This window comes from Rathayibacter sp. PhB179 (assembly GCF_004345345.1).
Lineage (GTDB): Bacteria > Actinomycetota > Actinomycetes > Actinomycetales > Microbacteriaceae > Rathayibacter > Rathayibacter festucae.
This window is the reverse complement of record NZ_SLVD01000001.1, coordinates 495,599-520,457: the sequence shown is the minus strand read 5'-3', so window position 1 is coordinate 520,457 and position 24,859 is coordinate 495,599. Positions and strand designations below refer to the sequence as shown.

Genomic DNA, 24,859 nt, shown 5'->3' with positions numbered 1-24,859 from the left:
ATCCCCGGCAGCAGTCCTACGACCACCGCATCGAGTACACCCGCGCGAGCAGGTCCGAGGTCGGCAGCGCCAGCAGCGCCCGCAGCAGTCCCTCGCGCCCGACCAGCCCCGAGCCGCCGCTCGGCCGTCCCGCCGCCATGTTCAGCTCGGCCTGCCGCGCCGCCCGGCGGGCCACCCGCATCCGCCGCCGCGCGAACGCGGGGAACGGCCCCGCCCCACCACTGCGCACGGCGTCCGCGAGCAGCGGCGCGAGCTCGGCCGCGTCGAGCCAGCCCAGGTTCATCCCCTGCCCGCCGATCGGGCTGATCTCGTGCGCCGCATCCCCGATCAGCACCACCCGGCCGACGCCGATCCGCTCGGCCGCCCGCCGCCGCACCCGGAAGCCGCTGAGCATCGTGCAGGTCGCCGGGTCCGGCTCCGCGCCGGTCCGCGCCCGCACCACGGTGCTGAGCGCCAGGGCGGAGGCCGGATCGGGCGCCGCGTCCGGCCGCCACGCGGGCGCCACCAGGTCGTCTCCCGCGAGCGCCACGTAGCGCCGCCGCCCGCCCGGCAGCGGGAACGACTCCACCACGCCGTCCGGCCCGACGTCGACGAGCGCCGACGACGCCCGCGCGGCCGGCTCCGGATCGGCGAAGTCGCCCATCACGTAGGAGTCGGGGTAGTCGCGGCCCGTGCTGCGGATCCCGAGCAGCTCGCGCACCGCGCTGCGCGCCCCGTCCGCGCCGACGACGAAGGCGGCGCGGACCGTCACCGGAGCGCCGTGCTCGTCCGCCCCGGTCGCGTCGACGTGGTCGCGCCCGCGGTCGAGTCCGGTCAGCGTGACGCCCGAGCACAGCGCGTCCGGCGCCACCTCGCGAAGCCGTTCGCGCAGGATCGACTCGGTCCGGTGCTGATCGAGGGTGACGACGTACGGATGCGTGCGTGAGGCCCGCGCGAACGACAGCGCCCCGAGCACCCGGCGCCGGCTCACCGCGACGCCCTCGGCGACCCGGACGCCCTCGGCGAGGATCCGCTCGGTGGCACCGACCTCGGCCATCGCGTCGAGCGAAGGCGGGTGGATGCCGATCGCCCGAGACCCCGCGGGCACCGCGGTCCGCCGCTCCCAGACCTGCACGTCGACCCCGCGCCGGGCGAGCAGCGCGCCCAGCAGCACGCCGACCGGTCCGCCGCCGACGACCAGCACGTCGGTCCGCTGCAGGCTCATCCCCCCATGCAAGCAGACGCGCGGGAGCGACAGGCCGGGGGAGAACGTCACGGCCCCGAAACAGCCCCGGCATCTGCGCTCCCTAGCCTGGCCACGGTCTCCGCGGTCGGCGCGGAGCACGACGCCGCTGAACGGGGCACACATGAGTGGGAACACGGTCCGCCGCGACGCGATCAAGGACGTCGAAGCCTACGTCCCGCCCGCGGTCGTCTTCGATCAGACCGAGGCGCCGGGCGAGATCTTCGGCTCGAACGTCTTCAGCACGATCGTGATGCGGCAGCGCCTGCCGAAGTCGGTCTTCAAGTCGGTCATGGCCACCATCGAGCACGGCGCCGTGCTCGACCCGCTGGTCGCCGACGCCGTCGCCTCGGCGATGAAGGACTGGGCGCTCGAGAAGGGCGCCACCCACTACGCGCACGTCTTCTACCCGCTGACCGGGCTCACCGCCGAGAAGCACGACAGCTTCTTCGAGCCGGTCGGCGACGGCTCCGCGCTGGCCGAGTTCGCAGGCAAGACCCTGGTCCAGGGCGAGCCCGACGCGTCGAGCTTCCCCAACGGCGGGCTCCGCAACACCTTCGAGGCTCGCGGCTACACCGGCTGGGACGTCACCAGCCCGGCCTACGTGCTCGAGAACCCGAACGGCAACACCCTCTGCATCCCGACCGTCTTCGTCTCGATGACCGGCGAGGCCCTCGACCACAAGACGCCGCTGCTGCGCTCGCAGCAGGCGATGGGCGAGCACGCCGTCCGCATCCTGAAGCTCTTCGGCCACGTCGCGCCGAAGCCCGTCGTCTCGTTCTGCGGGCCGGAGCAGGAGTACTTCCTGATCGACCGGCACTTCTTCCTCGCCCGCCCCGACCTGCTGAACGCCGGCCGCACCCTCTTCGGCACCAAGCCGCCCAAGGGCCAGGAGTTCGACGACCACTACTTCGGCGCCATCCCGGAGCGCGTGCTCGGCTTCATGATGGACACCGAGCGCGAGCTGTTCAAGCTCGGCATCCCCGCGAAGACCCGGCACAACGAGGTCGCGCCCGGTCAGTTCGAGATCGCCCCGATGTTCGAGCGCGGCAACATCGCCGCCGACCACCAGCAGCTCCTGATGACCACGTTCAAGTCGGTCGCGAAGAAGCACGGGATGGAGTGCCTCTTCCACGAGAAGCCCTTCCTCGGGGTCAACGGCTCGGGCAAGCACGTCAACTTCTCGCTCGGCAACAGCGAGCTCGGCTCGCTCCTCGTCCCCGGCGACACCCCGCACGAGAACGCGCAGTTCCTCGTGTTCTGCGCCGCGGTCATCCGCGCGGTGCACCGCTACGGCGGGCTGCTGCGTGCCTCCGTCGCCTCCGCCTCGAACGACCACCGCCTCGGCGCCAACGAGGCTCCGCCCGCGATCATCTCGATCTTCCTCGGCGACCAGCTCGCCGACGTCTTCGAGCAGCTCGCGAAGGGCCCGGCGACCTCGTCGAAGGGGCGCGGCGCGATGCAGATCGGCGTCGACACCCTGCCGATCCTCCCGACCGACCCGGGCGACCGCAACCGCACCAGCCCGTTCGCCTTCACCGGCAACCGCTTCGAGTTCCGCGCGCCGGGCTCGATGCAGTCGGTCGCCGGCCCGATGGTGACGATCGCCACGATCATGGCGGAGTCCCTCGACTTCGCCGCGACCGAGCTGGAGACCGCGGTCGCGGCCGGCACCGACTTCGACACCGCGGTGCAGGACCTCCTGACCGCGATCATCACCGAGCACGGCGCGGTCGTCTTCAACGGCGACGGCTACGCGGACGCCTGGCCGATCGAGGCCGAGAAGCGCGGCCTCGCCAACCTGCGCACGACGCTCGACGCCCTGCCCGAGCTGATCACCGACTCCGCCCTCGAGCTCTTCGAGAAGTACAAGGTCTTCAACCACCGCGAGATGCACAGCCGCTACGAGATCGGCCTCGAGCAGTACGCGCTGTCGGTCGGCGTCGAGGCGCGGTTGACGCTCGAGATGGGCACGACCTCGATCCTGCCGGCCGCCGTGCGGCACCAGACCGAGGTCGCGCTGAACGTCGGCGCGCTGAAGTCCGCGGGAGTGGAGCCGGATCTCGCGCCGCTGCACGAGGTGAGCGCGCCGATCGCCGACCTGCGCACGGCGCTCGCCACGCTGAAGGACGCGCTCGCCGCGGAGCCGGGCCACACGGCCCTCGCCGAGGCGGAGCACGCCCGCGCCGCGCTGATCCCGGCGATGGCGGCGGTCCGCGAGGCGGCCGACACCATCGAGAGCCTCATCGCCGACGACCTGTGGCCACTGCCGACCTATCAGGAGATGCTCTTCATCCTGTAGCCGGGCAGGCCTGATCGCCTCGCCCTGCTCGCCGCCTCAGCGCGCGCGGAGCAGGGCGAGGAACTCGTCCGCCATCGCCAGCTGGTCCTGCAGCTTCGCGCGGCGGAGCGACGCCTCCTCCTCGAAGGCGGCCAGCCGCGCGCGGATCGCGGCGGTCTCCTCCGGGGTCTCCGCCTGCTCCAGGCTGTCGACGACGCGCAGCAGCTCGGTCATCGCGTCGAGCGTGTAGCCGAGCGGCTTCATCCGGCGGATGAGCAGCAGGCGGTCGAAGTCGCGCTCGGTGTAGAGGCGGAACCCGCCCTCGGTGCGGCCGCTCGGCCGGAGCAGCCCGACCTCGTCGTAGTGCCGGATCGTCCGCAGCGACAGCGACGACCGGTCGGCGAGCTCGCCGATGCGCATGGTCGCCTCGACCTCCTCGGCCGTCAGCTCGGTCGTGCGGTCGTCCGCCATCGTCTCTCCGTTCCGGTCAACCCTCACGTTGCGGTAGGTTTGCTGTCGAGGGTCCCGCACCATTCTCCCCGTGCGCGGGTCCGGCTCGCGCGACGCCGCGCTCCTCCCCCTCCGACCGCCGCTCCCACCGAGCCCGTCCGCCCCTGGAGACCGTCGTGTCCGTCCCCACCAGCCCGACCAGCCTGCCCGGGCCCCGCCCCGCCGTCGCGAATCGCGCGATCACCGTCCTCGACGCCCTCCGCTCGCCGCGCCAGCTCTCCCGCGAGGTGCTCGCCGGCATGGTGACGACGCTCGCGCTGGTGCCCGAGGTGATCTCCTTCTCGGTCGTCGCGGGAGTGGACCCGATGGTGAGCCTCGTCGCCTCGATCGTCCTCGCGCTGACCATGTCGATCCTCGGCGGGCGCCCCGGCGTGATCACCGCGGCTGCCGGCTCCGTCGCGCTGGTCATCGCGCCGCTCGTCTCGGAGCACGGCGTCGAGTACGTGCTGCCGACGGTGATCCTCGCCGCGGTCATCCAGATCGTCTTCGGCTTCGCGGGCCTCGCCCGGTTGATGCGATTCATCCCGCGCTCCGTGATGATCGGCTTCGTCAACGCGCTCGGGATCCTGATCTTCCTGGCGCAGGTGCCGCATGTCATCGACGTCCCGTGGATCGCCTACGCGCTCTTCGCCGCGACCCTGCTGATCATCTTCGTGCTGCCCCGCTTCACCACCGCGGTGCCGGCCCCGCTCGTCGCGATCGTCGTCGTGACGGCCGTCGTCATCCTCGCGAACCTGGCCGTCCCGGACGTCGCGGACGAGGGACCGCTGACCGGGCAGCTGCCCGGCATCACCCCGTTCCTGGTGCCGCTGGACCTCGCGACCCTGCAGCTGATCCTGCCGACCGCGCTCAGCGTCGCCTTCGTCGGCCTGATGGAGACGCTGCTCACCGCCAAGCTCGTCGACGAGATGACCGGCACCCCCTCGCACAAGGGCCGCGAGTCCTGGGCGCTCGGCGTCTCGAACCTGCTCGCCGGCTTCTACGGCGGCATCGCCGGCTGCGCGATGATCGGCCAGACCGTGCTCAACGTGAAGACCGGCGGCGCGCGCACCCGGATCTCGACGATCGTCGCCGGCGTCTTCCTGCTCGCGCTGGTCACCGGCCTCAGCTCGGTGATGGGCCGCATCCCGATGGTGGCGCTCGCCGCGGTGATGATGATCGTCGCGATCAGCACCGTCGACTGGCACAGCCTCCGCCCCTCGACCCTGCGCCGGATGCCCGTGCCCGAGACGCTCGTGATGGTCGTCACCGTGGTCGTCGTCGTCGCGACCGACAACCTCGCGCTGGGCGTGCTGGTCGGCGTGATCCTGGCGATGATCCTCTTCGCCCGCCGCGTCGCCCACGTCATCGCGGTCGAGCGCGCGGTCGCCGCCGACGGCGCGTCCGTCCGCTACACCGTGACCGGCCCGCTCTTCTTCGGCAGCAGCAACGACCTCGTCGACCGCTTCGCCTACTCCGACGACCCGGCCGCCGTCGTCATCGACCTCGGCCGCGCCCAGATCTGGGACGCCTCCACCGTGGCCGCCCTCGACTCCATCGAGACGAAGTACCGCGACCACGGCGCCACCGTCACCATCGAGGGCCTCGACGAGCGCAGCACCGGCTTCCACCGCCGCCTGACAGGCCGCCTCGGCAGCTGAGCAGCGTCCATGCTGATCGAGTAGCCCGTGGAGCGGGCCTCTCATGCTGATCGAGTAGCCCGCGGAGCGGGCGTATCGAGATCCACCACCGTCAGAACGCGAGTCTGCAGCCCCGCCCTGCTGATGACGTCGGGTCTCGATACGCCCCTGCGGGGCTACTCGACCAGCATGAAAAGGGGCGCGGCGCGTCCTCTCCCTCGTCCGGCACGGTCCGGGTTGCGCGCGGGGGACCGAGTGGAGGAGCCTCGGAGGCCCCCGGAGTACGCTCGCGCGCATCCCTTCCGACGCTCAGCAAGGAGTACGACCATGACCGACGACGCTCAGGGCTTCACCCTCACCCGGCTGTTCGACGCGACGCCCCAGGAGATCTGGAGCGCGTGGACCGACCCCGACGAGCTCGCCCAGTGGTGGCACCCCCGCGGGCTGACCACTCCGCGCGACACCGTCGAGGTCGACCTGAAGGTCGGCGGCCGCTATGCCTACACGATGGTCTCGACCGCGAGCGGGGAGACCTACCCGACCGGCGGCGTCTACCGCGAGATCACGGCTCCCGAGAAGCTCGTCTTCACCTGGGGCGAGCCCGGCGACGCGGACGCGCCCGTCGTGACCGTGTCGATCCGCTCGGCCGGCGAGCTGACCCGGCTGACCTTCGAGCTGGCCGGCGTCGACGGCGAGCAGGGCGACGACTCGTTCTACGACGGCTGGGACCAGGCGATCGACGCGCTGGCCGACCACCTCGATCCCGCCGCCTCCGTCGCCGGCTGAGACCTTCGCCTCCCTGCTCGGAAGCGTCAACCCCTGGAGCGGACGCCGCTGCGCGGGGTTGTCTGGTGGGCCCGCTCGACTCCGAGACGCGGGAGAGACGGAGGCCGCCCTTGAGCGCGCACACCAGCAGGAGCGGCGACCGCATCGCCGCGATCGAGACCTACGCCGACGACGCCGGCTGGCACAACCGCATCGCGGGCACCGCCGTCCCGCTCACCCGCCACGACTCCCGCGAGGAGGCCGAGCGCCTCGGCGCCGAGATGGCGCGGCAGCGCGGCGGCGGCCACCGGGTCCTCGCCTAGCGGCGCTGCCCCGCCCCCGCCGCCGCTGCCCAGGGCCTGCCCAGGGCGCGGTGACAGGCTGGCGGCAGCCGATGACGGCGAACCGGACGAGGGAGCAGTACCCGGCAGCACGACAAGACTGACTCGAAGGAGTGAGTCGTCGTGTCCTGGATCGTCCTGATCGTCTCCGGTGTCCTCGAGGCCGTGTGGGCCACCGCCCTCGGCAAGTCCGAGGGGTTCACCCGACTCTGGCCGTCCGTGATCTTCGGGTTCGGCGTCGTCGCCAGCCTGTCCGGCCTGGCCTACGCGATGCGCGATCTGCCCACCGGCACGGCCTACGCCGTCTGGGTCGGGATCGGCGCCTCGCTGACCGTGCTCTATGGCATGTTCATCGGCGGCGAGGGCTTCTCGCTCGTCCGCACACTGCTGGTCCTCGGGATCGTCGGCTGCGTGATCGGGCTCAAGCTGCTGCACTGAGTCGGCGCCTTTCCAGGCGACGTTCCGCGCCATCGCATTGCAGGAGAACGATCGTTCCCCTAGGCTCGGAACCCCAGGGAGAGCACCGGTACGGCAGGTGCTCCCCGCCCCGAAGGAGGAACCATGCCCACTCGTTCTGCACGCACCGCCTGGAACGGCTCGCTCGAGACCGGCGAGGGCCAGGTCGAGCTCTCGAGCTCGAAGCTCGGCACCTACGACGTCTCGTTCCCCAAGCGCGCGGCCGACGACGCCAACGGCTCGACCAGCCCCGAGGAGCTCCTCGGCGCCGCGCACTCCGCCTGCTACGCCATGCAGTTCTCGGCCGTCCTCGGCCAGGCCGGCGGCACCGTCGAGGCGCTCGACGTCCGCGCCGACGTCTCGCTCGGCCCGGACTCGGCCGGCGGCTTCAAGCTGACCAAGATCGCCCTCGTCGTCAGCGGCGAGGTCTCCGGCATCGACGAGGCCGCCTTCCTCAAGGCCGCCGAGGACGCGAAGAACACCTGCCCCGTCAGCAAGGCGCTCACCGGAGTCGAGATCACCCTCGACGCCACCTTCGAGGGCTGACGCTCCTCGCTCACGCACACGAGCACCCCGTCGCGCATCGCGGCGGGGTGCTTCTGTGCGTGCGGTGGGGGATCTCGATACGCCCGCTCCGCGGGCTGCTCGATCAGCAGGGAGGGACCCCGCGTCAGGCGTCCGCGCGGTAGCGGAAGCCGGCGCCGAGGTGCTCCTCCGGCAGGCGGTCGCCGCGGCCGTGCAGCTTCTGGCGGAGGGTGCCCTCGACGTACTCGTCGGGGTAGGCGCCGCGGCGGCGCAGCTCCGGCACGATGAACTCGACGACGTCCTCGAAGGTGCCCGGGGTGATCGCGTAGGCGAGGTTGAAGCCGTCGACGTCGGTGTCCTCCACCCACTCCTGCAGGTGGTCGGCCACCTCGGAGGGCGAGCCGACGATGAACGGGCCGAGGCCGCCGATCGCGCCGAGCTTCGCGATGTCGCGGACCTTCCACTCGCTGCCGTCCTCGTTCGCCTCCTGGAAGTTGGCGACGGTCGACTGGATCGCGTTGCTCTTCACGTTGCCGATCGGCTCGTCGAGGTCGTACTGCGAGAGGTCGATGCCCATCCAGCCGGACATGAAGACCAGCGCGCCCTCCTCGCTCGCGTAGGAGAGGTAGTCGCGGTGCTTCGCGTGCGCCTTCTCGCTGGTCTCGTCGGTGATGATCGTCAGCAGCGTGTAGATCCTCGCGGAGTGGCGGTCGCGGCCGGCCGCCTCGAGCGCGTCGCGGATCCGCGAGACGGTGGCCTTCAGGCCGGCCTTGGTCGATGACGCGACGAAGATCGCCTCCGCGTTGCCCGCCGCGAAGCGGATCCCGCGCGGCGACGCGCCCGCCTGGTAGATGACGGGGGTGCGCTGCAGCGACGGCTCCGAGAGGTGGATGCCGGGCACGGTGAAGTTCTTGCCGCGGTGGCCGATCTCGTGCACCTTCGCCGGGTCGGTGAACACGCCGGACTCGCGGTCGCGGAGGACGGCGTCGTCCTCCCACGACCCCTCCCACAGCTTGTAGAGGACCTCGAGGTACTCGTCGGCGACGTCGTAGCGGTCGTCGTGCTCGAGCTGGTCCTCGTGGCCCATGTTGCGCGCGGCGCTGGGGAGGTAGCCGGTGACGACGTTCCAGCCGACGCGGCCCTTGGTCAGGTGGTCGAGCGTCGACATGCGGCGTGCGAACGGGTACGGGTGCTCGTAGGCGGTGCCGGCCGTGATGCCGAAGCCGAGGTGCTCGGTCGCGGCGGCCATCGCCGAGACGAGCAGGATCGGGTCGTTCACCGGGACCTGCGCGCCGTGCCGGATCGCGGCCTCGTTCGAGCCGCCGTAGACGTCGTAGGTGCCGAGGACGTCGGCGATGAAGATGCCGTCGAAGGTGCCCCGCTCGAGCAGCTTCGCCAGATCGGTCCAGTAGGAGAGGTCCTTGTAGCGCCAGGACTGGTCCTGAGGGTGGCGCCACATGCCCGAGGACTGGTGGGCGACGCAGTTCATGTCGAAGGCGTTGAAGCGGATCTGACGAGTCATCCCTCGATCGTGCCCAGAGTCGCCGGGAATCGGCACCGCTGTCGTCGCACGACGTCACAAAGCGATGCCCGTCGGACTGCGCCTGCAACCCGAAACAGCGCGACCGCTGATTCGGGTTGTAGCCTTAACCCGAAACAATGCACCCGCTGATTCGGGTTGTCGAGGGGAGCCGGATGACGTCCGAGTGGCCGGCGCACGAGTACGAGACGCGGCCCTGGCGACAGACCGTCCGGGCCGGCACGCGCGCTGACCGGATGCTCAGCGAGGTCGTGGTCGCCCTGCCGCCGCTGATCGCGGAGTCCTCCTGGGAGCCGCCGCCCGCCTCTCGGCCGGCCCTCGACGACGCGCGGCACGCGGTCATCGCCCTGGACGCCGAGTACGGGAACCGGCTGGGGGTGCTCGGTCGGCTCCTGCTCCGAACCGAAGCCGTCTCCTCCTCCAAGATCGAAGACGAGGACGCGACCCTGGAGGACTACGCCCGCGCCACCGTCGGCATCCGGGCGAACTCCAGCGCGACGTCGATGGTGGCGGCGGCCGACGCGATGACGGGCATGGTCGACGCCGCCGGCCGGACCGGACTGATCGACGAGGCCGCGATCCTCACGGCGCACCGGATCCTGATGGCCGACGACCCGGTGGACGCCCGCTACGCCGGGGCCTACCGGCCGATGCAGAACTGGATCGGCGGCAGCGACCACTCCCCGCGCGGTGCGGTGCACGTCCCGCCGCCGCCCGAGGCGGTCCCGGCGCTGATGGCCGACCTGATCCGGTTCTCGAATCGGAGCGACCTCGACCCGATCGTGCAGGCCGCGATCGCGCACGCGCAGTTCGAGTCGATCCACCCCTTCACCGACGGCAACGGGCGCATCGGCCGCGCGCTGATCACCGCGATCCTCCGCCGTCGCGGGCTGACGAGGACCACGGTCGTCCCCGTGGCGTCGGCGCTGGTCGCGGATCGCGAGCGCTACTTCGAGCTGGTGAACGACTATCGGGATGGGGCGCTCGCGCCCTTCGTCGACGAGCTCGCGCGGGCCTGCGCGGTCGCGGCTCCGGAATCGGCCCGGACGGCCGCCGTCCTCGAGGCGCTCCCCGCGGCGTGGTGGGCCGCCGTCCGGCCGCGCGCGGGGAGTGCGGCGGCGCTCCTCCTCGACGGGCTCCTCGATCACCCGATCGTCACGACTGCCCGCGCGATCGAGCTGACCGGACGGGCGCCCTCGAGCGTCGGCGCGGCGATCGGGCAGCTCGTCGCCGCAGGCGTGCTGACGGCGCTGACCGACCGCAAGCGGGACCAGGCCTGGGTGGCGGTCGACGTCCTCGACGAGCTGGCCGACCTGGAGGACCGCATCGGCACGGCGATGCTCGACGCGCAGTCGGGCTGAGCCGGTCGAGCTGCTCGCCCTCTACTCCAGCTCGCGGGCCAGGAAGCGCACGTGCTCGCGGATCTGGAACACCTCGCCGCCCTCGTGGCCGTTGAACGGGTAGACGCGGATCTCGCGCGGGCCGGCGTAGCGGTTGTAGGAGGCGTAGACGGTGGAGGGCGGGCAGATCTCGTCGAGCAGGGCGACGGAGAACATCGCCGCGACCTCGGCGTGCGGGGCGAACGAGGTGCCGTCGAAGTAGGACAGCGTGTCGAAGACGAACGACTCCGAGCCGCGGTGGGTGCGCAGGTAGCGCACGACCTCGCCGTAGGGCATGGTCTCCACGATCCGCACGGCGTGGCCGATGTGGCTGAGGAACGGGACGTCGATGATCGCGGCGCGCGCCGACTCCGACTCGCCGAGCAGGCCCAGGATGCCCGCGACGGCGAGGCAGATGCCGCCGCCCTGGCTGCCGCCCGAGATCGCGACGCGCGCGGGATCGATGGCGGGGTGGGCGCGCAGCACGTCGAGCGCGCGGACCGCGTCGGTGAAGACGCGGCGGTAGAAGTGGTCCGCGGGCGACTCGATGCCCTGGGTCATGAAGCCGCTGACGTGCGGGCCGCTGCCGACCGGGTCGGGGGTGTCGCCGCCGCGGTGGCCGGAGCCCTGGCCGCGGGTGTCCATCACCAGGTGCGCGTAGCCGGCGGCGCTCATCGCGGTCCACTCGTCGACCAGGCCGCGGCCGCCGCCGTAGCCGATGTAGGTGACCAGGGCGGGGAGCGGGCCCTCGACGCCGCGGGGGAGGATCAGCCAGCCGCGGATCGGGTGGCCGCCGAAACCGGAGAAGGTGACGTCGAACATCTCCAGGAGCGGGAAGCCGGCGTCGACGGGCTCGAAGACGGGCTCGGTCGCGAGGCCGCGGGCCTCGGCGATGGTCTCGCGCCAGAAGTCCGCGAAGCCCTCGGGCTCCGGCAGGTCGGGCTGGTACTGCTCGAGGAGCTCGAGCGGGAGGTCGAACTGCGGCATCGCGGTCTCCGGGGTCGTTCGTCAGCGGACGCTCGAACCTATCGCGGCGACACGCGTCCGCGGTGCCTGGACGCGGCGTGGGAGTGCGCCCCAGGACGGAATTCCTCCCCTCCGCGGGCGTTCCCTTCCCCATGACCACTTACGGAATCATCGGAGCAGGCAACATCGGCAGCCAGGTCGCGCGCGCGGTCCTCGCCCAGGGCGACGAGGTCGTGATCGCGAACTCGCGCGGTCCCGAGACCCTCGCCGACCTCATCGCGGAGCTCGGCCCGAAGGCGCGCGCCGCCACGGCGCAGGAGGCGGCCGAGGCCGCGGAGATCGCGGTCGTGACCGTGCCGCTGAAGAACCTCGAGGAGGTGCCGGTCGCGCCGCTCGCCGGGAAGATCGTCCTCGACACGAACAACTACTACTTCGAGCGCGACGGCCGCATCGAGGCGCTCGACAAGGGCGAGACGACCACGAGCGAGATGCTGCAGAAGCACCTCCCGGAGTCGAAGGTCGTCAAGGCGTTCAACCACATCATGGCCGCGGACATCACGACCGACGGCACCCCTGCCGGCAGCGAGGACCGCCGCGCCCTCGCCACGTCGAGCGACTACCCCGAGGCCGTGCACTTCGTCACCGACCTCTACGACCGCCTCGGCTTCGACACCGTCGCGATCACGCCGCTGAGCGAGTCCTGGCGCGTCGAGCGCGACCGCCCCGCCTACGTGGTGCGGCAGAACCGCGAGGAGCTCGAGGCCAACCTCGCCAAGGCGCCGCGCACGGTCTGACCGAGCGGTCGGTCCGACCCCTCGTCCCACGGGAGGGGGGCAGCGCCTGCGACACTGGAGCGAGACCCACCGCGCACCAGTGAGCCCGCCGGCTCCGAGAGGAGAGGTCCGCGCATGCCCCCCGAGATCCCCGACGTCCCCGCCGTCGATCGGCTGACCCGCCGCGGCCTCACCCGCCGCGGCGTCGTGCTCGGCGGCCTCGCCGTCCTGCCGCTGCTGAGCGCCTGCACCTTCGACTCCGCGTCCCCCTCGGACTCCGAGCCGCAGGAGGCGCCGCGCACGCAGGCCGCCGCGCCCGCCGGTCCGGTGGCGCTCGCCGCCGACGCCGCGAGTGCGAGCGCTCTGCTGTTCACCGCGGCGCCGCTCGTCGTCGTGGTGGAGGACGTGCCCGCCTCGGTGCTGCTCGCCGCGCAGGTGAGCATCGCCTGGGGCGTGCCGCTGCTGGTGGAGAGTGCCGGATCCACGTCGACCGCGACGGCCTCGGCCTCGCCGTCCGACTCCTCGATCGACGCCGAGCTCGCCCGGCTCGGCACCACCCGAGTCGTCGCCGTCGGCGCCGTCGCGGAGCACGCGGGTGTCGACACCGTGACCGCCGCCGCCGAGGCCGCCGCGATCGAGGAGGCGACCGGAGTCGCGGTCGGCGCGCTCGACGTCGCCTCCCTCGTCGCCCTCGCGCCCGGTGCCCCCGCGGCGCCGCCCTTCGGCGCGCTGCCGACGCGGGCAGAACCGCTCGCCGGGGTGACCGCCCTCGCCCAGGCCGCCGACGTCGCGGCCGTCGCCAACGCGCGCGCCGTCGGCGTCCCGGTGACCCTCGTCGGCGACTCCGTGACCGACCTCCTCGCCTCGGGGCCGGCCGTCACCGCGATCGCCGACGCGGGCGCCTCCTGCACCCTGCTGCTCGGACCCGTGCTCGCTGCGCAGTCGCTGCCGGAGTGGTCCGTGCGCGCCGCCGCGAGCGGCTGGCAGCTGCCCGGCGGCGGGCAGCGTCTCTTCGGCGGGCACCTCTACGTCGCGATCTACGGCACGCCCGGCGCACCCGTGCTCGGCGTGCTCGGCGAGCAGGGCCTCGACGCGACCATCGCGCGGGCGGAGGCGGTGGCCGAGCCGTACCGCTCGCTCACCGATCTGCAGGTGGTGCCGAGCCTCGAGATCATCACCACCGTCGCGGCGGGCAGCGCCGGCGGCGACGGCGACTACTCCAACGAGCTCGACCCCGCGGGCATACGCCCCTACATCGACGCGGCCGCCGCGGCGGGCATGTACGTCGTGCTCGACCTGCAGCCGGGCCGCTCCGACTTCCTCACTCAGGCGCAGGCCTACGAGGAGCTGCTGCGCCTCCCGAACGTCGGCCTCGCCCTCGATCCGGAGTGGCGGCTCGCGCCCGACGAGGTGCCGCTCGCGCAGATCGGCCGCGTCCAGGCCACCGAGGTCGACAGCGTCTCGAGCTGGCTCGCGGACCTCGTGCAGCGCGAGGGCCTGCCGCCGAAGATGTTCGTGCTGCACCAGTTCCGGCTGTCGATGCTGCAGGACCGCGACAGCATCCGCCGCGACCGCCCCGAGCTCGAGTTCCTGATCCACGTCGACGGCCAGGGCGGCCAGCCCGACAAGCAGGCCACCTGGAATGCCCTGCACGAGGGCGCCCCCGAGGGCATCGCCTGGGGCTGGAAGAACTTCTACGACGAGGACCTCCCGATGCTGACCCCCGCCCAGACGATGGCCCAGGTCGCCCCCCTCCCCGACCTGATCACCTACCAGTAGCCCCCCCTCCGCGAGATGCCACTTGTGCACGCGACACGCCGTGAAAAGCGTGCACAAGTGGCATCTCGCGGTCGGGGTCAGCGACATGAGCGCCGTCGAGGGAGACCTCGTCGATGTCGACGGTCGTCCTGGTGAGGAGGCGGGTCATGCTTCGTGCAGGCCACGCTCCAGGGTGTCCCCGGAGTGTGCGCTCGCGACCGCCGAGAGGAGTCACGTCCACCCGCTGACGTCTGAGTTCTCGCGAGATGCCACTTATGAGCGCGACACGCCGTGGAAAGCGTGCACAAGTGGCATCTCGCGGAGGGGGACGGACGGGGCCGGGGTCAGGAGGGCTGGTGGGCGGCCTCGCGGCGGCCCTCCTCCTTGGCCTGCTCGACGAGGGTGGCGACGCGGCGGCGGGAGCGGGTGCGGCCGGCGAGCAGCGCGGCGAGGATCAGCGCGAGGCCGAGCAGGACGGCGAGCTGGGGCAGCGGGACGGCGGCGGTGGTGGTCGACTCGGTGAGCGGGGCGATGTCGACGGGGTCGAGGCCCTCGGGGGTGACGACGGTGGGGGCGACGGTGAGGTCGGTGCCGACGGCGAAGAGGGGCCAGACGTCGTCGAGCTGGAGGGTGACGGCGCGGCGGTCGCCGGGGAGCAGCTCCTGCTGGGCGGCGTCGGCGGCGACGAGCGGGGCGGAGGCGCCCTGGGCGGTCGCGCTGCCGTCGAGGAGGAGGCGGACGTTGCCGGTGTTGACGATGTCGGCGGTGACGGTGAGGGAGCCGGGCTGGAAGGGGTTCCAGGAGAGGCGGTAGTCGCCGGTGAGGTTCTCGACGGCGACGGCGGGGGCGACGTCGCCGGTGACGCGGGTCATCACGCGGAAGCCGATGCGGCTCTCGACGCCGACGGAGGAGCCGCCGACGTCGGTGCCGACGGAGACGAGGGAGGCGGCGAGGCCGGCGGCGTGGTCGCCGGGCTCCGCGTCGTCGGGGACGGTGACGGTGAAGGGGACGATGCCGGTGCCGCCGGGCTCGACGGTGACGGTCTCGGGGGCGGTGATCCAGGTGCCGGCGTCGACGGACTCCTGGTCCGAGGGGAGCATGTTGAAGCGGCCCTTGTCGGTGAAGTAGCCGTCGGCCGCGTCGATGCGGAACGTGACGGTCTGGTCGCTGAGGTTGCGGACCGCGGCCTGCTCCTCGGCGGTGGCGCCGGGGTCGAGGTCGAGCTCGACCCAGGAGCGCTTGTCGACGGCGCCGTCGGTCGCGGGGCTGACCGCCCAGGTGATCTGGTCGGTCGCGGCGAGGGCCGGGGGAGCGGCGGTGAGCGCGAGCGCGCCGACGAGGACGGCGAGGAGGGCGCGGAGCACGGAGGTCATGGGGAGTCCAGGTTCTCACGGGGTGGGTCTCGATACGCCGCCTGCGGCGGCTACTCGACCAGCATGCAAGGAGCGGGCGGGGCCGCTGCATGCGGATCGAGTAGGTCGCGGAGCGGGCGTATCGAGATCCACCGTGTCCAGCACGCCGGGTCTCGATACGCCGCCCATGGCGGCTACTCGACCGACATGGACAGCGCGGGCCGACCGCTCGCGGGACCAGCCCGCGGAGCGGGTCCGTTCCATGCTGATCGAGTAGGCCGCGGAGCGGGCGTATCGAGATCCACCGTGTCCTGCAGGGTGGGTCTCGATACGCCGCCTGCGGCGGCTACTCGACCAGCATGACGGGGCCTACTCGAAGAGGGAGAGGGTGAGGGTCGAGCTGTAGTCGCCCGCGTCGACGGTGGTCGGGGTCTTGAGGGTCAGGGCCGCGTTCGCGGTCCAGGAGCCCTCCTCGGCCACTCCAGCGCTGTCGTTGGTGATGGCCAGGAGCTCCTGGTCGACGAGGCCGACGCCGTCCGGGCCGCCGTCGATGGCGGTGTCGACGACGTCGCCCTCGGCGACGAGTCCGGAGTCGCCGCCGTCGATCAGGTTCGGCGCCCAGCCGAGGTTCTCCGCGCCGATGGTGTCGCCGGTCGACGAGGTGAAGTCGCTGGCGGTGCCGAGGACGTACCAGCCGGCGCCGGCGGGGATGTCGGCGGCGTCGCGGGTGTCGGTGACGGTGACCGTGGGCAGGGTGCCGGTGAACTGGCGGACGACGCTGGTCGAGCCGTTCTCGGTCAGGGCGGTGGAGTCGCTCGCGACGGTCATCGAGAGGGCGCCGCCGCCGGTGAGCGGGGCGATCTGCACGTTGACGTCGACGTCGTCGGCGCCCTGCTGCTCGTCGGCGAACGCGGTGCCGGCGACGCCGAGCAGGAGCAGGCCTCCGGCGATGCCGGCGGTTCCGCGGAGGAGGAAGGAGCGAGTGTTCATCAGGGTGTTCTCCGTTCTCGAGACGGCGTCGTCGCCGTCCGGTTCAGTGGTGTCGGGTGGTCAGTGGAGTCTTGGAAGGAACAGGGTTCAGCCGCAGCTCGCCGCCGCGTACGGCGCCGTGGCCGTCGCGGTGGCGGGCTTGCCCGCGACGAACGCGGTGGCTGTGGCGGTCGCGGAGCCGGCGGGCAGCGCGGCGGTGCGGGTCGTGAACGAGTGGGTGACGGACTTGCCGGCGGCCACCTCCTCGAACGTCTTCGAGCCCGAGGTCGAGGTGACGACCATCTTCACCGGGAAGGCGTTCGGGTTCGTCGCGACGACCGAGAGGACGACCTTGCCCTGCACGCAGCGGGTCGACGCCGTGGCGGTCGCCGTGATGGCAGGGGCCGCGGTCGGCACCGTCTGCGGGCTGACGCTGGTGAGGGTCGGGACGACCTTCTGCATCAGGCCGGTCGCCGGGTCGAAGGTCACCTTGTCGATGGTGGTCTCGCGGTGCTGGCCGTCTCCGCCGGGGATGGCGAAGCGGTGGTAGGCGATGTACCAGTCGTCGGTGCCGGGGACGTTGATGATCGAGCTGTGGCCGGTGGCGAGGATGCCCTGCGAGGGGTCCTTCTCCAGGATCACGCCGCGGTAGGTCCACGGTCCGTCGATGCTCGTCGAGGTCGCGTAGCCGACCTTGTAGTTCTCGGAGCCGGTGTCGTCGATCGAGTAGGTCAGGTGGTAGAGCCCGTTGCGGTGGTTCATGAACGCGCCCTCGCGGAAGTCCGTGAGACCCGAGATCGTCTTGATGGTGCCCGCCTTGACCGAGAGCATGTCGTCCGAGAGCTCGGCGTACACGGGTGCGCCGTTGCCCCAGAAGAGGTAGCTCTTGCCGGTGGCCGGGTCGGTGAACGCGGCCGGGTCGATGGCCTGGCCGGACTTCACGGACTCGCCGTTGGTGATCATCGGGGACTGCTGCGCGGTGAACGGGCCCATCGGGCTCGACGCCACGGCGACGCCGATCGTCTTGCGGTCGAGCGCGGCGTTGTGGCCGGAGAAGTAGAAGTAGTACTTCCCGCCCTTCTCGATGATCGTCGGCGCCCAGGCGTTGCCGGTCGCCCACGGGACGTTCCCGTTCGCGCCGTCGAGGGTCAGGATCGGCTGCGCGGAGCGGGTCCAGTCGACGAGGTTCTTCGACGACCAGGCGTAGAAGGTCTTGCCGCCCCAGCCGGGGAAGCCGTCGGACGTCGCGTAGAGGTAGTAGGTGTCGCCGAAGACCGCGATGTTCGGGTCGGCGTAGAGGCCCGGGAGGACGGGGCTCTTCATCTCGACGGCCTTGAGCGTCCAGGTGGTGGTCGCTCCGCCGCCGGCCGGGGTCAGCACGACGGTCTGCGGGGTGCGCAGGTCGCGGACGGTGCCGGAGGCGGGGCTCGCGGTGACGCCCGCGGCGGTCGAGTAGGTGGCGGTGAGCTTCGAGCGGTCCGTGCCGGGCTTCACCGGGAGGGTGACGGTGCGGGTCCCCTGGTCGACGATCGGTGCGGTCTTCAGCACGTCGCCGGTGAGCGTCACGTCGGCCAGCACGGTGGTGTTGCCGGAGGAGGCGAGCACCTCCGCCGAGCTCAGCGCCCGGTTGTAGAGAGCGAACTCGCGGACCTGGCCGCGGAAGCGGTTGTCGGCGTCGTAGTTCGAGCGGCCGATGGAGTTCGCTGTGGTCGTGCCGCCGCCGATGTCCTTCGGGTCGGCCGTGACGGTGCCGCCGCCGACGCGGACGCCGTCGAGGTAGAGCGTCGCGGTGGTGCCGGAGAGTGTGTAGGTCAGTTGCGCCCACTGCCCGCGGGGCACGGCCGAGCCGGAGGAGACGGTCTGCTCGGTGGTGTAGTTCCCGGTGGTGAGGCTGGTGCGGTAGTTGTTGCCGGAGGTGAAGAGGTAGCCGTCACCCGCGCCGTTGGTGGTGTTGCCGAGGCCGTAGAGGAAGTACGCGCCGCTCTGCGCGGGGTCGATCCAGACCTCGGTCTGCACGGTGACGTCGGTGACGCCGGCGAGCAGGTCGTCGGGCAGCTCGATGTAGTCGTCGGTGCCGTCGAGCTTCACCGAGCCGGTCTGCCAGGTGCCGCCCGAGACGATCGTGCCGTTCAGGCCGTTGCCCGAGCTGTCGGTCACGGTCGTGCCGGAGCCGCCGTCGAAGGTGTAGCGGAGGATCTCGCCCTTCGAGTTGACGGGCTTCGGGGTCGGGCCGGTGCTCGTGGCGCCGTAGGCCGCAGTGATGCGGGCCTCCTCGGCGCTGGAGAGCCGCAGCACCGAGCCGTGGCGGAAGGGCTTCGAGAACGAGTAGGTGTTCGCTCCGGTGGTGCCGACGGGCAGGGCCGTGAACCGCATGTCCGCGAGGGTGTCGGTGACGTAGGCGGAGTAGCCGAACGAGTCGCCCATCACGACCCAGCGGCCGTCGGGCAGCTGGTAGACGGTGAGGCCCTCGAGGTGGTCGGCGAGGCCGCGGGAGGTCTCCTCGCCGCGGGCGATCACGCGGGTCCACGGGCCGGCCAGGCTCGAGGCCTTGTCGACGACGGTGCGCCAGTCGGAGGTGGAGAAGCGGTAGTAGACGCCGTTCTCGACGGCGATGGTGGTGTCGATGATGTTCGGGCCGTCGGCGTTGTTGGTCGACGAGTTCTCGTCGAGCCAGACCTTCGGGGTGGAGAAGGTCTGGAAGTCGCGGGTGGTGGAGACGTAGACGCGCAGCGCCCAGTCGTCGGTGCTCACCTGCGTCCTGTCGCGGCCGGACCAGTAGACGTAGTACTGGCCGGTGGCCTCGTCCCAGATCGCCTCGGGCGCCCAGACGTTGCCCGCGTTCGGCGCGCCGGCGAAGACGAGGTTCTGCTGGCCCCAGGTCACGAGGTCGGTGGAGCGCCAGACGACGAGCTTCTGGCTGGCGTTCACCTGGTCCCAGGAGCCGCCGCCGGCGGTGCCCTCGGCGTGCAGGTCGGTGCCGAGGATCCAGTACTCGTCGCCGGTGGGGGAGCGGACCAGGTGCGGGTCGCGGACGCCGAGCGTGCCGGCGAGGTTGGCGAGCACGGCCTTGTCGTTGTTGAGCTTCGACCAGTGCAGGCCGTCGGTGCTGGAGCCGAAGTAGATCTTCTCGTAGTCGGTCGAGGCGAAGTGGGTCCAGAGGTAGCCGGCGTCGTACTCGGTGTCGAGGTCCGCGGGCGCGGCGGTCACGGTGACCGGGAGCTGCCGGGTGGCGGTGGTGCCGGGGACGGTCGCGGTGAGGGTGACGGGGGTCGAGGCGGCCTGGCGCTTCACGACGCCGGTGGTGCTGACGACGGCGGTGTTCGAGGAGGTCCAGGTGACGTCGTAGGAGCCGGCCTTCGCGGGCAGCGTGACGTTGCCGCGGACGTCGCCGGCGTTGACGATGCTCAGCGCGTCGAGCGCCTTCTGCGCGTCGGCGTTCGCGTCCTGCGCGGGCACGGTGGCGGTGAAGGTGCGGGTCTGCGTCGCGGAGCCGCGGGTGACGGTCGCGGTGAGCACGGCCTGGGCGGTGCCCGTGGCGGGCCGGGTGACGACTCCGCTCGAGGAGACGACGGCGGCGTTGCTCGAGGACCAGGCGATCGCCGAGCCGTTGGGCCCGGTGGTCGGCAGGGTGAGGTTCGCGGTGACGGCGGAGAGGTCGCCGAGGCTCAGCGCGGCGGCGTCGCGGGTGGTGCGCGTGCCGTCGCTCGCCTGGAGGGTCGCGACGTCGGCGGCGCTGAGCGCGCTGCTGTAGATGCGGAAGTCGCGCACCGAGGCGGCGAGGAACTTGTCGCCGGTGTAGACCGAGCGGCCGATCGCGTTCGCGGTGGTGCTGCCGCCGCCGATCGCGCCGGGGGTGATGGTCACGCCGGTCTGCTGCGCGACCTGGGTGCCGTCGAGGTAGAGCCGCGCGGTGTCGGAGGCGTCGTCGAGCGTGTAGGTGAGCGTCTTCCAGACCCCGCGGGCGAGGTCGGCTCCCGAGTTCACGGTCTGCTCGGTGGTCCAGTTGCCGGTGGCGATGGAGGTCTTGTAGCTGTTGCCCGTCGTGTACAGGTAGCCGTTGCCCGCGTTGTTCGTCGTGTTGCCGAGGCCCCAGATGAAGTACGGGGTGCCCTGGCTCGGCTTCACCAGCACCTCGGTGCTCACGGTGATCGAGCTGAGGCCGGCGAGCACGTTGTCGGGCAGCTTCACGAAGTCGTCGACGCCGTCGAGCGTCACGCCCGCGGCGCCCGAGGCGACCGCGCCGCCGGAGAGGACGCCGTCGCGGCCCTTGCCGGAGCTGTCGACGGCGGTCGTGCCGCTGGTCGCGTCGAGCGCGTAGCGGAGGACGAGATCGTCGGCCGGAGCGGCTGCGGCGGACTGCGCCGTCAGCAGCGGGACGGTGAGCGCGAGAGCCGTCACGAGGACGACCGGTCGCAGGAAGGGCTTCATCGCACTTGCTCCTAGTTCGGCACCATTGCTGAAGGGAAAGGCTCCGGCACGCACCGGCGATGTTCACGGTAACACGATGTTGACGTCAACGCGACGGGAATCCGAAGGGGATTTCCGCGCCTCGGATCGGTCGCGCCGAGACGTCGAGAACGGTCGCCCCGAGAGTTCCGAGGCGACCGTTCATGACGGATCGAGTGGCGCTGCGCCCGGACGTCAGGTCCGGTTGCGGGCCATCACTGCGCGCTGCAGGAGCACGAAGACGAGCAGGATGCCGCCGGTGATGATGGTGGTCGCCTCGGGCGGGATGCCGCCGTCGCGGGTGATCAGGACGTTCATCAGGCCGAGGACGAGGGCGCCGATCACCGAGCCGAGGACGAAGCCGACGCCGCCCGTCAGCAGCGTGCCGCCGATGACGGTCGCCGCGATGGCGTCGAGCTCCCAGCCGGTGCCGGTGATGTTCTGCGCGCTGCCGAGGCGGGCGGTGTAGACCACGCCGGCGAGGCCCGCGAGGGTGCCGCTGATCACGTAGATGAGCAGCTTGGTCCGGACGACGGGCAGGCCCATCAGCGCGGCCGACGGCTCCGAGCCGCCCATCGCGTAGACCGTCCGGCCGAGGCGGGTGCGGTGCAGCACGAAGAACGCGGCGGCGACGACGAGCACGGCGATGATCACGCCGGGGCTGATCACGAAGTCGTTGACCTTCGGTCCGTCGATCAGCTTCATCGGCGTCGCGAGCGACAGCACGGCCGAGTCCTCGGGGAGGCGCTCCGGGACGGTGCTCAGCATCGAGGCGAGGCCGCGGGCCAGGAACATCATCGCGAGGGTCGCGATGAACGGCTGGACGTTGAAGTACTGGATCAGCACGCCCGAGATCAGGCCGAACGCGGAGCCGATCAGCACCATCAGCAGCATCACGAGCCAGGGGTTCCAGCCGCTGTTGATGAGCAGCACGCCGCTCACGCTGCTGAAGGCGATCACCGCGCCGACCGAGAGGTCGATGCCGCCGGTGAGGATCACGAAGGTGAGGCCCACGGCGAGGATGATCAGGTGCGCGTTGTTGATCAGCAGGTTCGAGATCGTGCTCGCCTGCAGGATGCGCCCGTAGGCGACCTCGCCGTAGACGATCATGCCCAGGAAGATGACCAGGGCGGCGAGGGTCGGCAGCTTGTCGAGGTGCTGGCTCAGCCACGAGGTGGCGGAGGAGCGGTTCGACTTCGCCGGCGGGGCGGGTCGGGTCAGCACGGCGCTCATGCGGGGATCGCCTCTTTCTGCGGGACGCTGCGGCGCGCCTCGCGACGGTTCTTGAAGGCGGAGCGGACCCGCTCCGACTGCAGCAGGCACAGGGCGACGATGACGATCGCCTTGAAGGCGGGTGTCGCCGAGGACGAGACGCCGAGGAAGACGACCGTCTTGTCGAGGGTGGCGATCAGGATCGCTCCGACGGCCGCTCCGGTGATGTTGAACTTGCCGCCCGCGAGGGAGGTGCCGCCGACCACGACCGCGAGGATCGCGTCGAGCTCGAGCTGGTAGCCGGTGCGCGAGACGTCGACCGTCATCACGCTCGCGGTGGCGAAGACGCCCGCGACGCCGGCGAGGACGCCGGAGCCGATGTAGGCGGTCATCAGCAGGCCGCGGCGGTTGATGCCGGCGAGGCGGGCCGCCTTCGGGTCCATGCCGATGGCCTCGATCATCAGGCCGAGCGCGCTGCGGCGCACCAGGACTCCGACGACCACGACGATCGCGATGGCGAGCAGGAAGACGACGGGGAGTCCGAAGACGTAGCCGTTGGCGAGCCAGCGGAACGGCTCGTTCGTGGCGGCGGTGTTCTGGCCGCCCGTGATGACCTTCGCCAGGCCGCGGCCGGCGAGCATCACGACGAGCGTGCTGATGAAGGGCTGGAGTCCCACCACCGAGACCAGGACGCCGTTCACGGCGCCCAGCACTCCGGCGACCAGCAGCGCGAGGCCGAAGGCGGCCGCGGCGGCGCCGAGCGAGTCCGGCGCGCCCTGGGCGTTGAGGAACTCCATCGAGACGGCGCCGGCGACGACCATGATCGAGCCGACCGAGAGGTCGATGCCGCCGGTCGCGACCACCAGGCACATGCCGACCGCGATCATCAGGATCGGGGCGGCGGCGCGGGCGATGTCGATCACGTTGCCGACGAGATAGCCCGTGGTCGGGCTGACGGTGACGCCGAGGTAGCTCGGGTCCTTGACGACGTTGACGAGCAGCAGCAGCACGATGGCCACCGCTCCCCAGAAGTACTGACGACGGATCAGGCTCGCGAGGAGCGAGCCCCGGTCCGGTCGCGTGTCGCTGCTCATGATGCGGCCTCCTGCGTGGCGCCTTCGAGAACGACGACGTCCTCGTCGACGACTCCCTCTGCGGCGATGGTAGTGACGATCGACTCCGCAGTGACAGCGGGTCCGTTGAGGATCTCCGCGATCACGCGGTGGTCCTTGAGGACGATGATGCGGTCGCTGAGGCGGACGACCTCGTCGAGCTCGGACGAGATGAAGACCACGGCGACGCCCTCGCCGGCCAGGGCGACGACCTTCTCCTGGATCTCGGCCTTGGCTCCGACGTCGATGCCGCGGGTCGGCTCGTCGAGGATGAGGATCTCCGGGGCGGTGGCCAGCCAGCGCCCGAGGAGCACCTTCTGCTGGTTGCCGCCGGAGAGCTTGCTGATCGGGCGGTCCGGGTCGGCGGGGCGCACGTTGAGCTCGACGAGGTACTTCGCGACGATCTCGTCCTTCTCCTTCTTGGAGAGGGGGCGGGCCCAGCCGCGCTTGGCCTGGACGGCGAGGATGAGGTTCTCCCGGACCGAGAGGTCGCGGATGATGCCCTCGTCGCGGCGGTTCTCGCTCGAGAAGGCGATCTTGTGCGCGAGTCCGGCGGTCGGCGTCGGGACGTCGACCTTCTTGCCGTGCAGTGTGATCTCGCCGGTGTCGGGCTTGTCCACGCCGTAGATCAGGCGGGCGAGCTCGGTGCGGCCGGAGCCGAGGAGGCCGGCGAAGCCGACGACCTCGCCGCGGTGCAGGGTGAGGTCGGTGGACTCGATGGAGCCCTTCTTGGCCAGGCCCTTCGCGGTGTAGAGCGGGGCCTCGCGGTAGAGGTGGTCGCTGTCCGCGCGCTCGGAGTCGAGGGAGCGCAGGGCGGCGATGTCCTTGCCGATCATCTTGGAGATCAGCGAGGTGCGGTCGAGCTCGTGGGTGAGGTACTCGCCCACGTAGGTGCCGTTGCGCAGCACGGTGAGGCGGTCGCTGATCGCGTAGACCTGGTCGAGGAAGTGCGAGACGAAGAGGATCGCGACGCCCTCCGCGCGGAGGCGGCGGATGACGACGAAGAGGTTCTCGACCTCGTTCGCGTCCAGGCTCGAGGTCGGCTCGTCGAGGATGAGCACGCGAGAGTCGCTCACCGTGGAGCGGCTGATCGCGACCAGCTGCTGCATCGCGATCGAGAGCGAGGAGAGCGGGCGGCGCGGGTCGAGGTGGCCGAGGCCGAGGCGCTCGAGGGCGCGCTTCGCGGCGTCGTGGGTCGCCCGCCAGTTGATGCCGAAGGGACCGCGCACCTCGTAGCCCAGCATGACGTTCTCGCCGATGCTGAGGTTGGTGCAGAGGTTGACCTCCTGGTAGACGGTCGAGATGCCGGCCGCCTGCGCATCCGCGGTGCCGGCGAGGCGCCGGGGCGTCCCTCCGACGACGATCTCGCCGCTGTCGATCTTGTAGACGCCGGTCAGCGCCTTGATGAGGGTGGACTTGCCGGCGCCGTTCTCGCCCATGAGGGTGTGGACCTCGCCCGGGAACAGGCGGAAGTCGACACCGTCGAGGGCTTTGACGCCGGGGAAGCTGATCGAGATGTTCTTCATCTCGACGATCGGAGGCGAATCCGCCATGTCGCGTCGTTCCGTTCTCGAGTGGCGCTGCTCTGCGCCGGAGGTGGGAGCGACCGGGACCCGCGGTGGGGTCCCGGTCG

General features: G+C 71.5%; 19 protein-coding genes and 1 riboswitch. Of the genes, 9 read left to right on the top strand and 10 right to left on the bottom strand.

Going from position 1 to position 24,859, the window contains the following annotated elements; genetic code table 11:
- Positions 1–16: 16 nt before the first annotated feature.
- Entirely contained in the window at positions 17–1,204 is a 1,188-nt protein-coding gene (locus EDF43_RS02390) for an NAD(P)/FAD-dependent oxidoreductase (protein WP_243646206.1), read from the bottom strand.
- 142 nt (positions 1,205–1,346) lie between these two features.
- Between EDF43_RS02390 and EDF43_RS02385 the strand changes: the two genes are divergently transcribed.
- The gene (locus tag EDF43_RS02385; RefSeq protein WP_132435228.1) at positions 1,347–3,524 is read left to right on the top strand and encodes a glutamine synthetase III; all 2,178 of its coding nucleotides are present in this window, start codon (positions 1,347–1,349) and stop codon (positions 3,522–3,524) included.
- Positions 3,525–3,560: 36 nt separating this feature from the next.
- On the opposite strand, the gene EDF43_RS02380 is transcribed toward EDF43_RS02385, so the two are convergent.
- The gene (locus tag EDF43_RS02380) at positions 3,561–3,974 is read right to left on the bottom strand and encodes a MerR family transcriptional regulator (protein WP_123734640.1); all 414 of its coding nucleotides are present in this window, start codon (positions 3,972–3,974) and stop codon (positions 3,561–3,563) included.
- Positions 3,975–4,156: 182 nt separating this feature from the next.
- On the opposite strand from EDF43_RS02380, the gene EDF43_RS02375 reads away from it, so the two are divergent.
- From EDF43_RS02375 to EDF43_RS02355, 5 genes are all read left to right on the top strand, one after another.
- Entirely contained in the window at positions 4,157–5,653 is a 1,497-nt protein-coding gene (locus EDF43_RS02375) for a SulP family inorganic anion transporter (RefSeq protein ID WP_243581139.1), read from the top strand.
- Positions 5,654–5,959: 306 nt separating this feature from the next.
- A complete protein-coding gene (locus EDF43_RS02370) occupies positions 5,960–6,418 on the top strand; it encodes an SRPBCC domain-containing protein (RefSeq protein WP_123734641.1) in 459 nt (152 codons plus the stop codon).
- A 110-nt stretch (positions 6,419–6,528) separates the two neighbouring features.
- Positions 6,529–6,720 carry a DUF2188 domain-containing protein gene (locus EDF43_RS02365; protein ID WP_132435226.1) on the top strand — a complete coding sequence of 64 codons (192 nt, stop codon included), beginning with the start codon at positions 6,529–6,531 and terminating at the stop codon, positions 6,718–6,720.
- Between the two features lie 61 nt (positions 6,721–6,781).
- Positions 6,782–6,848, top strand: a riboswitch (guanidine-III (ykkC-III) riboswitch).
- A 13-nt stretch (positions 6,849–6,861) separates the two neighbouring features.
- Entirely contained in the window at positions 6,862–7,176 is a 315-nt protein-coding gene (locus tag EDF43_RS02360) for a multidrug efflux SMR transporter (RefSeq protein ID WP_123734643.1), read from the top strand.
- Between the two features lie 123 nt (positions 7,177–7,299).
- On the top strand, positions 7,300–7,740 hold the full coding sequence (locus EDF43_RS02355; protein WP_123444486.1) for an OsmC family peroxiredoxin: 441 nt from the start codon (positions 7,300–7,302) through the stop codon (positions 7,738–7,740).
- 124 nt (positions 7,741–7,864) lie between these two features.
- Here EDF43_RS02355 and EDF43_RS02350 read toward each other — a convergent pair whose 3' ends face one another.
- Positions 7,865–9,241 (bottom strand): LLM class flavin-dependent oxidoreductase, encoded by a 1,377-nt coding sequence (locus EDF43_RS02350; RefSeq protein ID WP_123734644.1) that lies wholly within the window; start codon positions 9,239–9,241, stop codon positions 7,865–7,867.
- Between the two features lie 173 nt (positions 9,242–9,414).
- Here EDF43_RS02350 and EDF43_RS02345 point away from each other — a divergent pair, with 173 nt between their 5' ends.
- Positions 9,415–10,620, top strand: coding sequence for a Fic family protein (locus EDF43_RS02345; RefSeq protein ID WP_132435224.1), 1,206 nt, complete (start codon positions 9,415–9,417; stop codon positions 10,618–10,620).
- Between the two features lie 21 nt (positions 10,621–10,641).
- Here EDF43_RS02345 and EDF43_RS02340 read toward each other — a convergent pair whose 3' ends face one another.
- A complete protein-coding gene (locus EDF43_RS02340; RefSeq protein WP_132435222.1) occupies positions 10,642–11,625 on the bottom strand; it encodes an acetylxylan esterase in 984 nt (327 codons plus the stop codon).
- Positions 11,626–11,756: 131 nt separating this feature from the next.
- On the opposite strand from EDF43_RS02340, the gene EDF43_RS02335 reads away from it, so the two are divergent.
- Complete coding sequence (locus EDF43_RS02335; RefSeq protein ID WP_123734647.1) at positions 11,757–12,398, top strand: NAD(P)-binding domain-containing protein; 642 nt, start codon at positions 11,757–11,759, stop codon at positions 12,396–12,398.
- A gap of 114 nt (positions 12,399–12,512) precedes the next feature.
- Positions 12,513–14,156: a hypothetical protein gene (locus tag EDF43_RS02330; RefSeq protein WP_123734648.1), complete on the top strand. Its 1,644-nt coding sequence runs from the start codon at positions 12,513–12,515 to the stop codon at positions 14,154–14,156.
- Between the two features lie 323 nt (positions 14,157–14,479).
- Here the strand turns inward: EDF43_RS02330 and EDF43_RS02325 are convergent, their stop codons facing one another.
- The 6 genes from EDF43_RS02325 to EDF43_RS02300 form a co-directional block, all read right to left on the bottom strand.
- Positions 14,480–15,508 carry a DUF916 domain-containing protein gene (locus tag EDF43_RS02325; protein ID WP_123734649.1) on the bottom strand — a complete coding sequence of 343 codons (1,029 nt, stop codon included), beginning with the start codon at positions 15,506–15,508 and terminating at the stop codon, positions 14,480–14,482.
- A 348-nt stretch (positions 15,509–15,856) separates the two neighbouring features.
- Complete coding sequence (locus tag EDF43_RS02320) at positions 15,857–16,477, bottom strand: hypothetical protein (protein WP_123734650.1); 621 nt, start codon at positions 16,475–16,477, stop codon at positions 15,857–15,859.
- 87 nt (positions 16,478–16,564) lie between these two features.
- A complete protein-coding gene (locus EDF43_RS02315; protein ID WP_123734651.1) occupies positions 16,565–20,884 on the bottom strand; it encodes a family 43 glycosylhydrolase in 4,320 nt (1,439 codons plus the stop codon).
- A gap of 213 nt (positions 20,885–21,097) precedes the next feature.
- Complete coding sequence (locus EDF43_RS02310) at positions 21,098–22,135, bottom strand: sugar ABC transporter permease (RefSeq protein ID WP_123446514.1); 1,038 nt, start codon at positions 22,133–22,135, stop codon at positions 21,098–21,100.
- A complete protein-coding gene (locus EDF43_RS02305) occupies positions 22,132–23,208 on the bottom strand; it encodes an ABC transporter permease (protein WP_123446515.1) in 1,077 nt (358 codons plus the stop codon). Before EDF43_RS02305 ends, EDF43_RS02310 begins: the two co-directional genes overlap by 4 nt.
- Positions 23,205–24,779, bottom strand: a complete 1,575-nt coding sequence (locus EDF43_RS02300) for a sugar ABC transporter ATP-binding protein (protein ID WP_123734652.1) — start codon at positions 24,777–24,779, stop codon at positions 23,205–23,207. Before EDF43_RS02300 ends, EDF43_RS02305 begins: the two co-directional genes overlap by 4 nt.
- Positions 24,780–24,859: the final 80 nt, after the last annotated feature.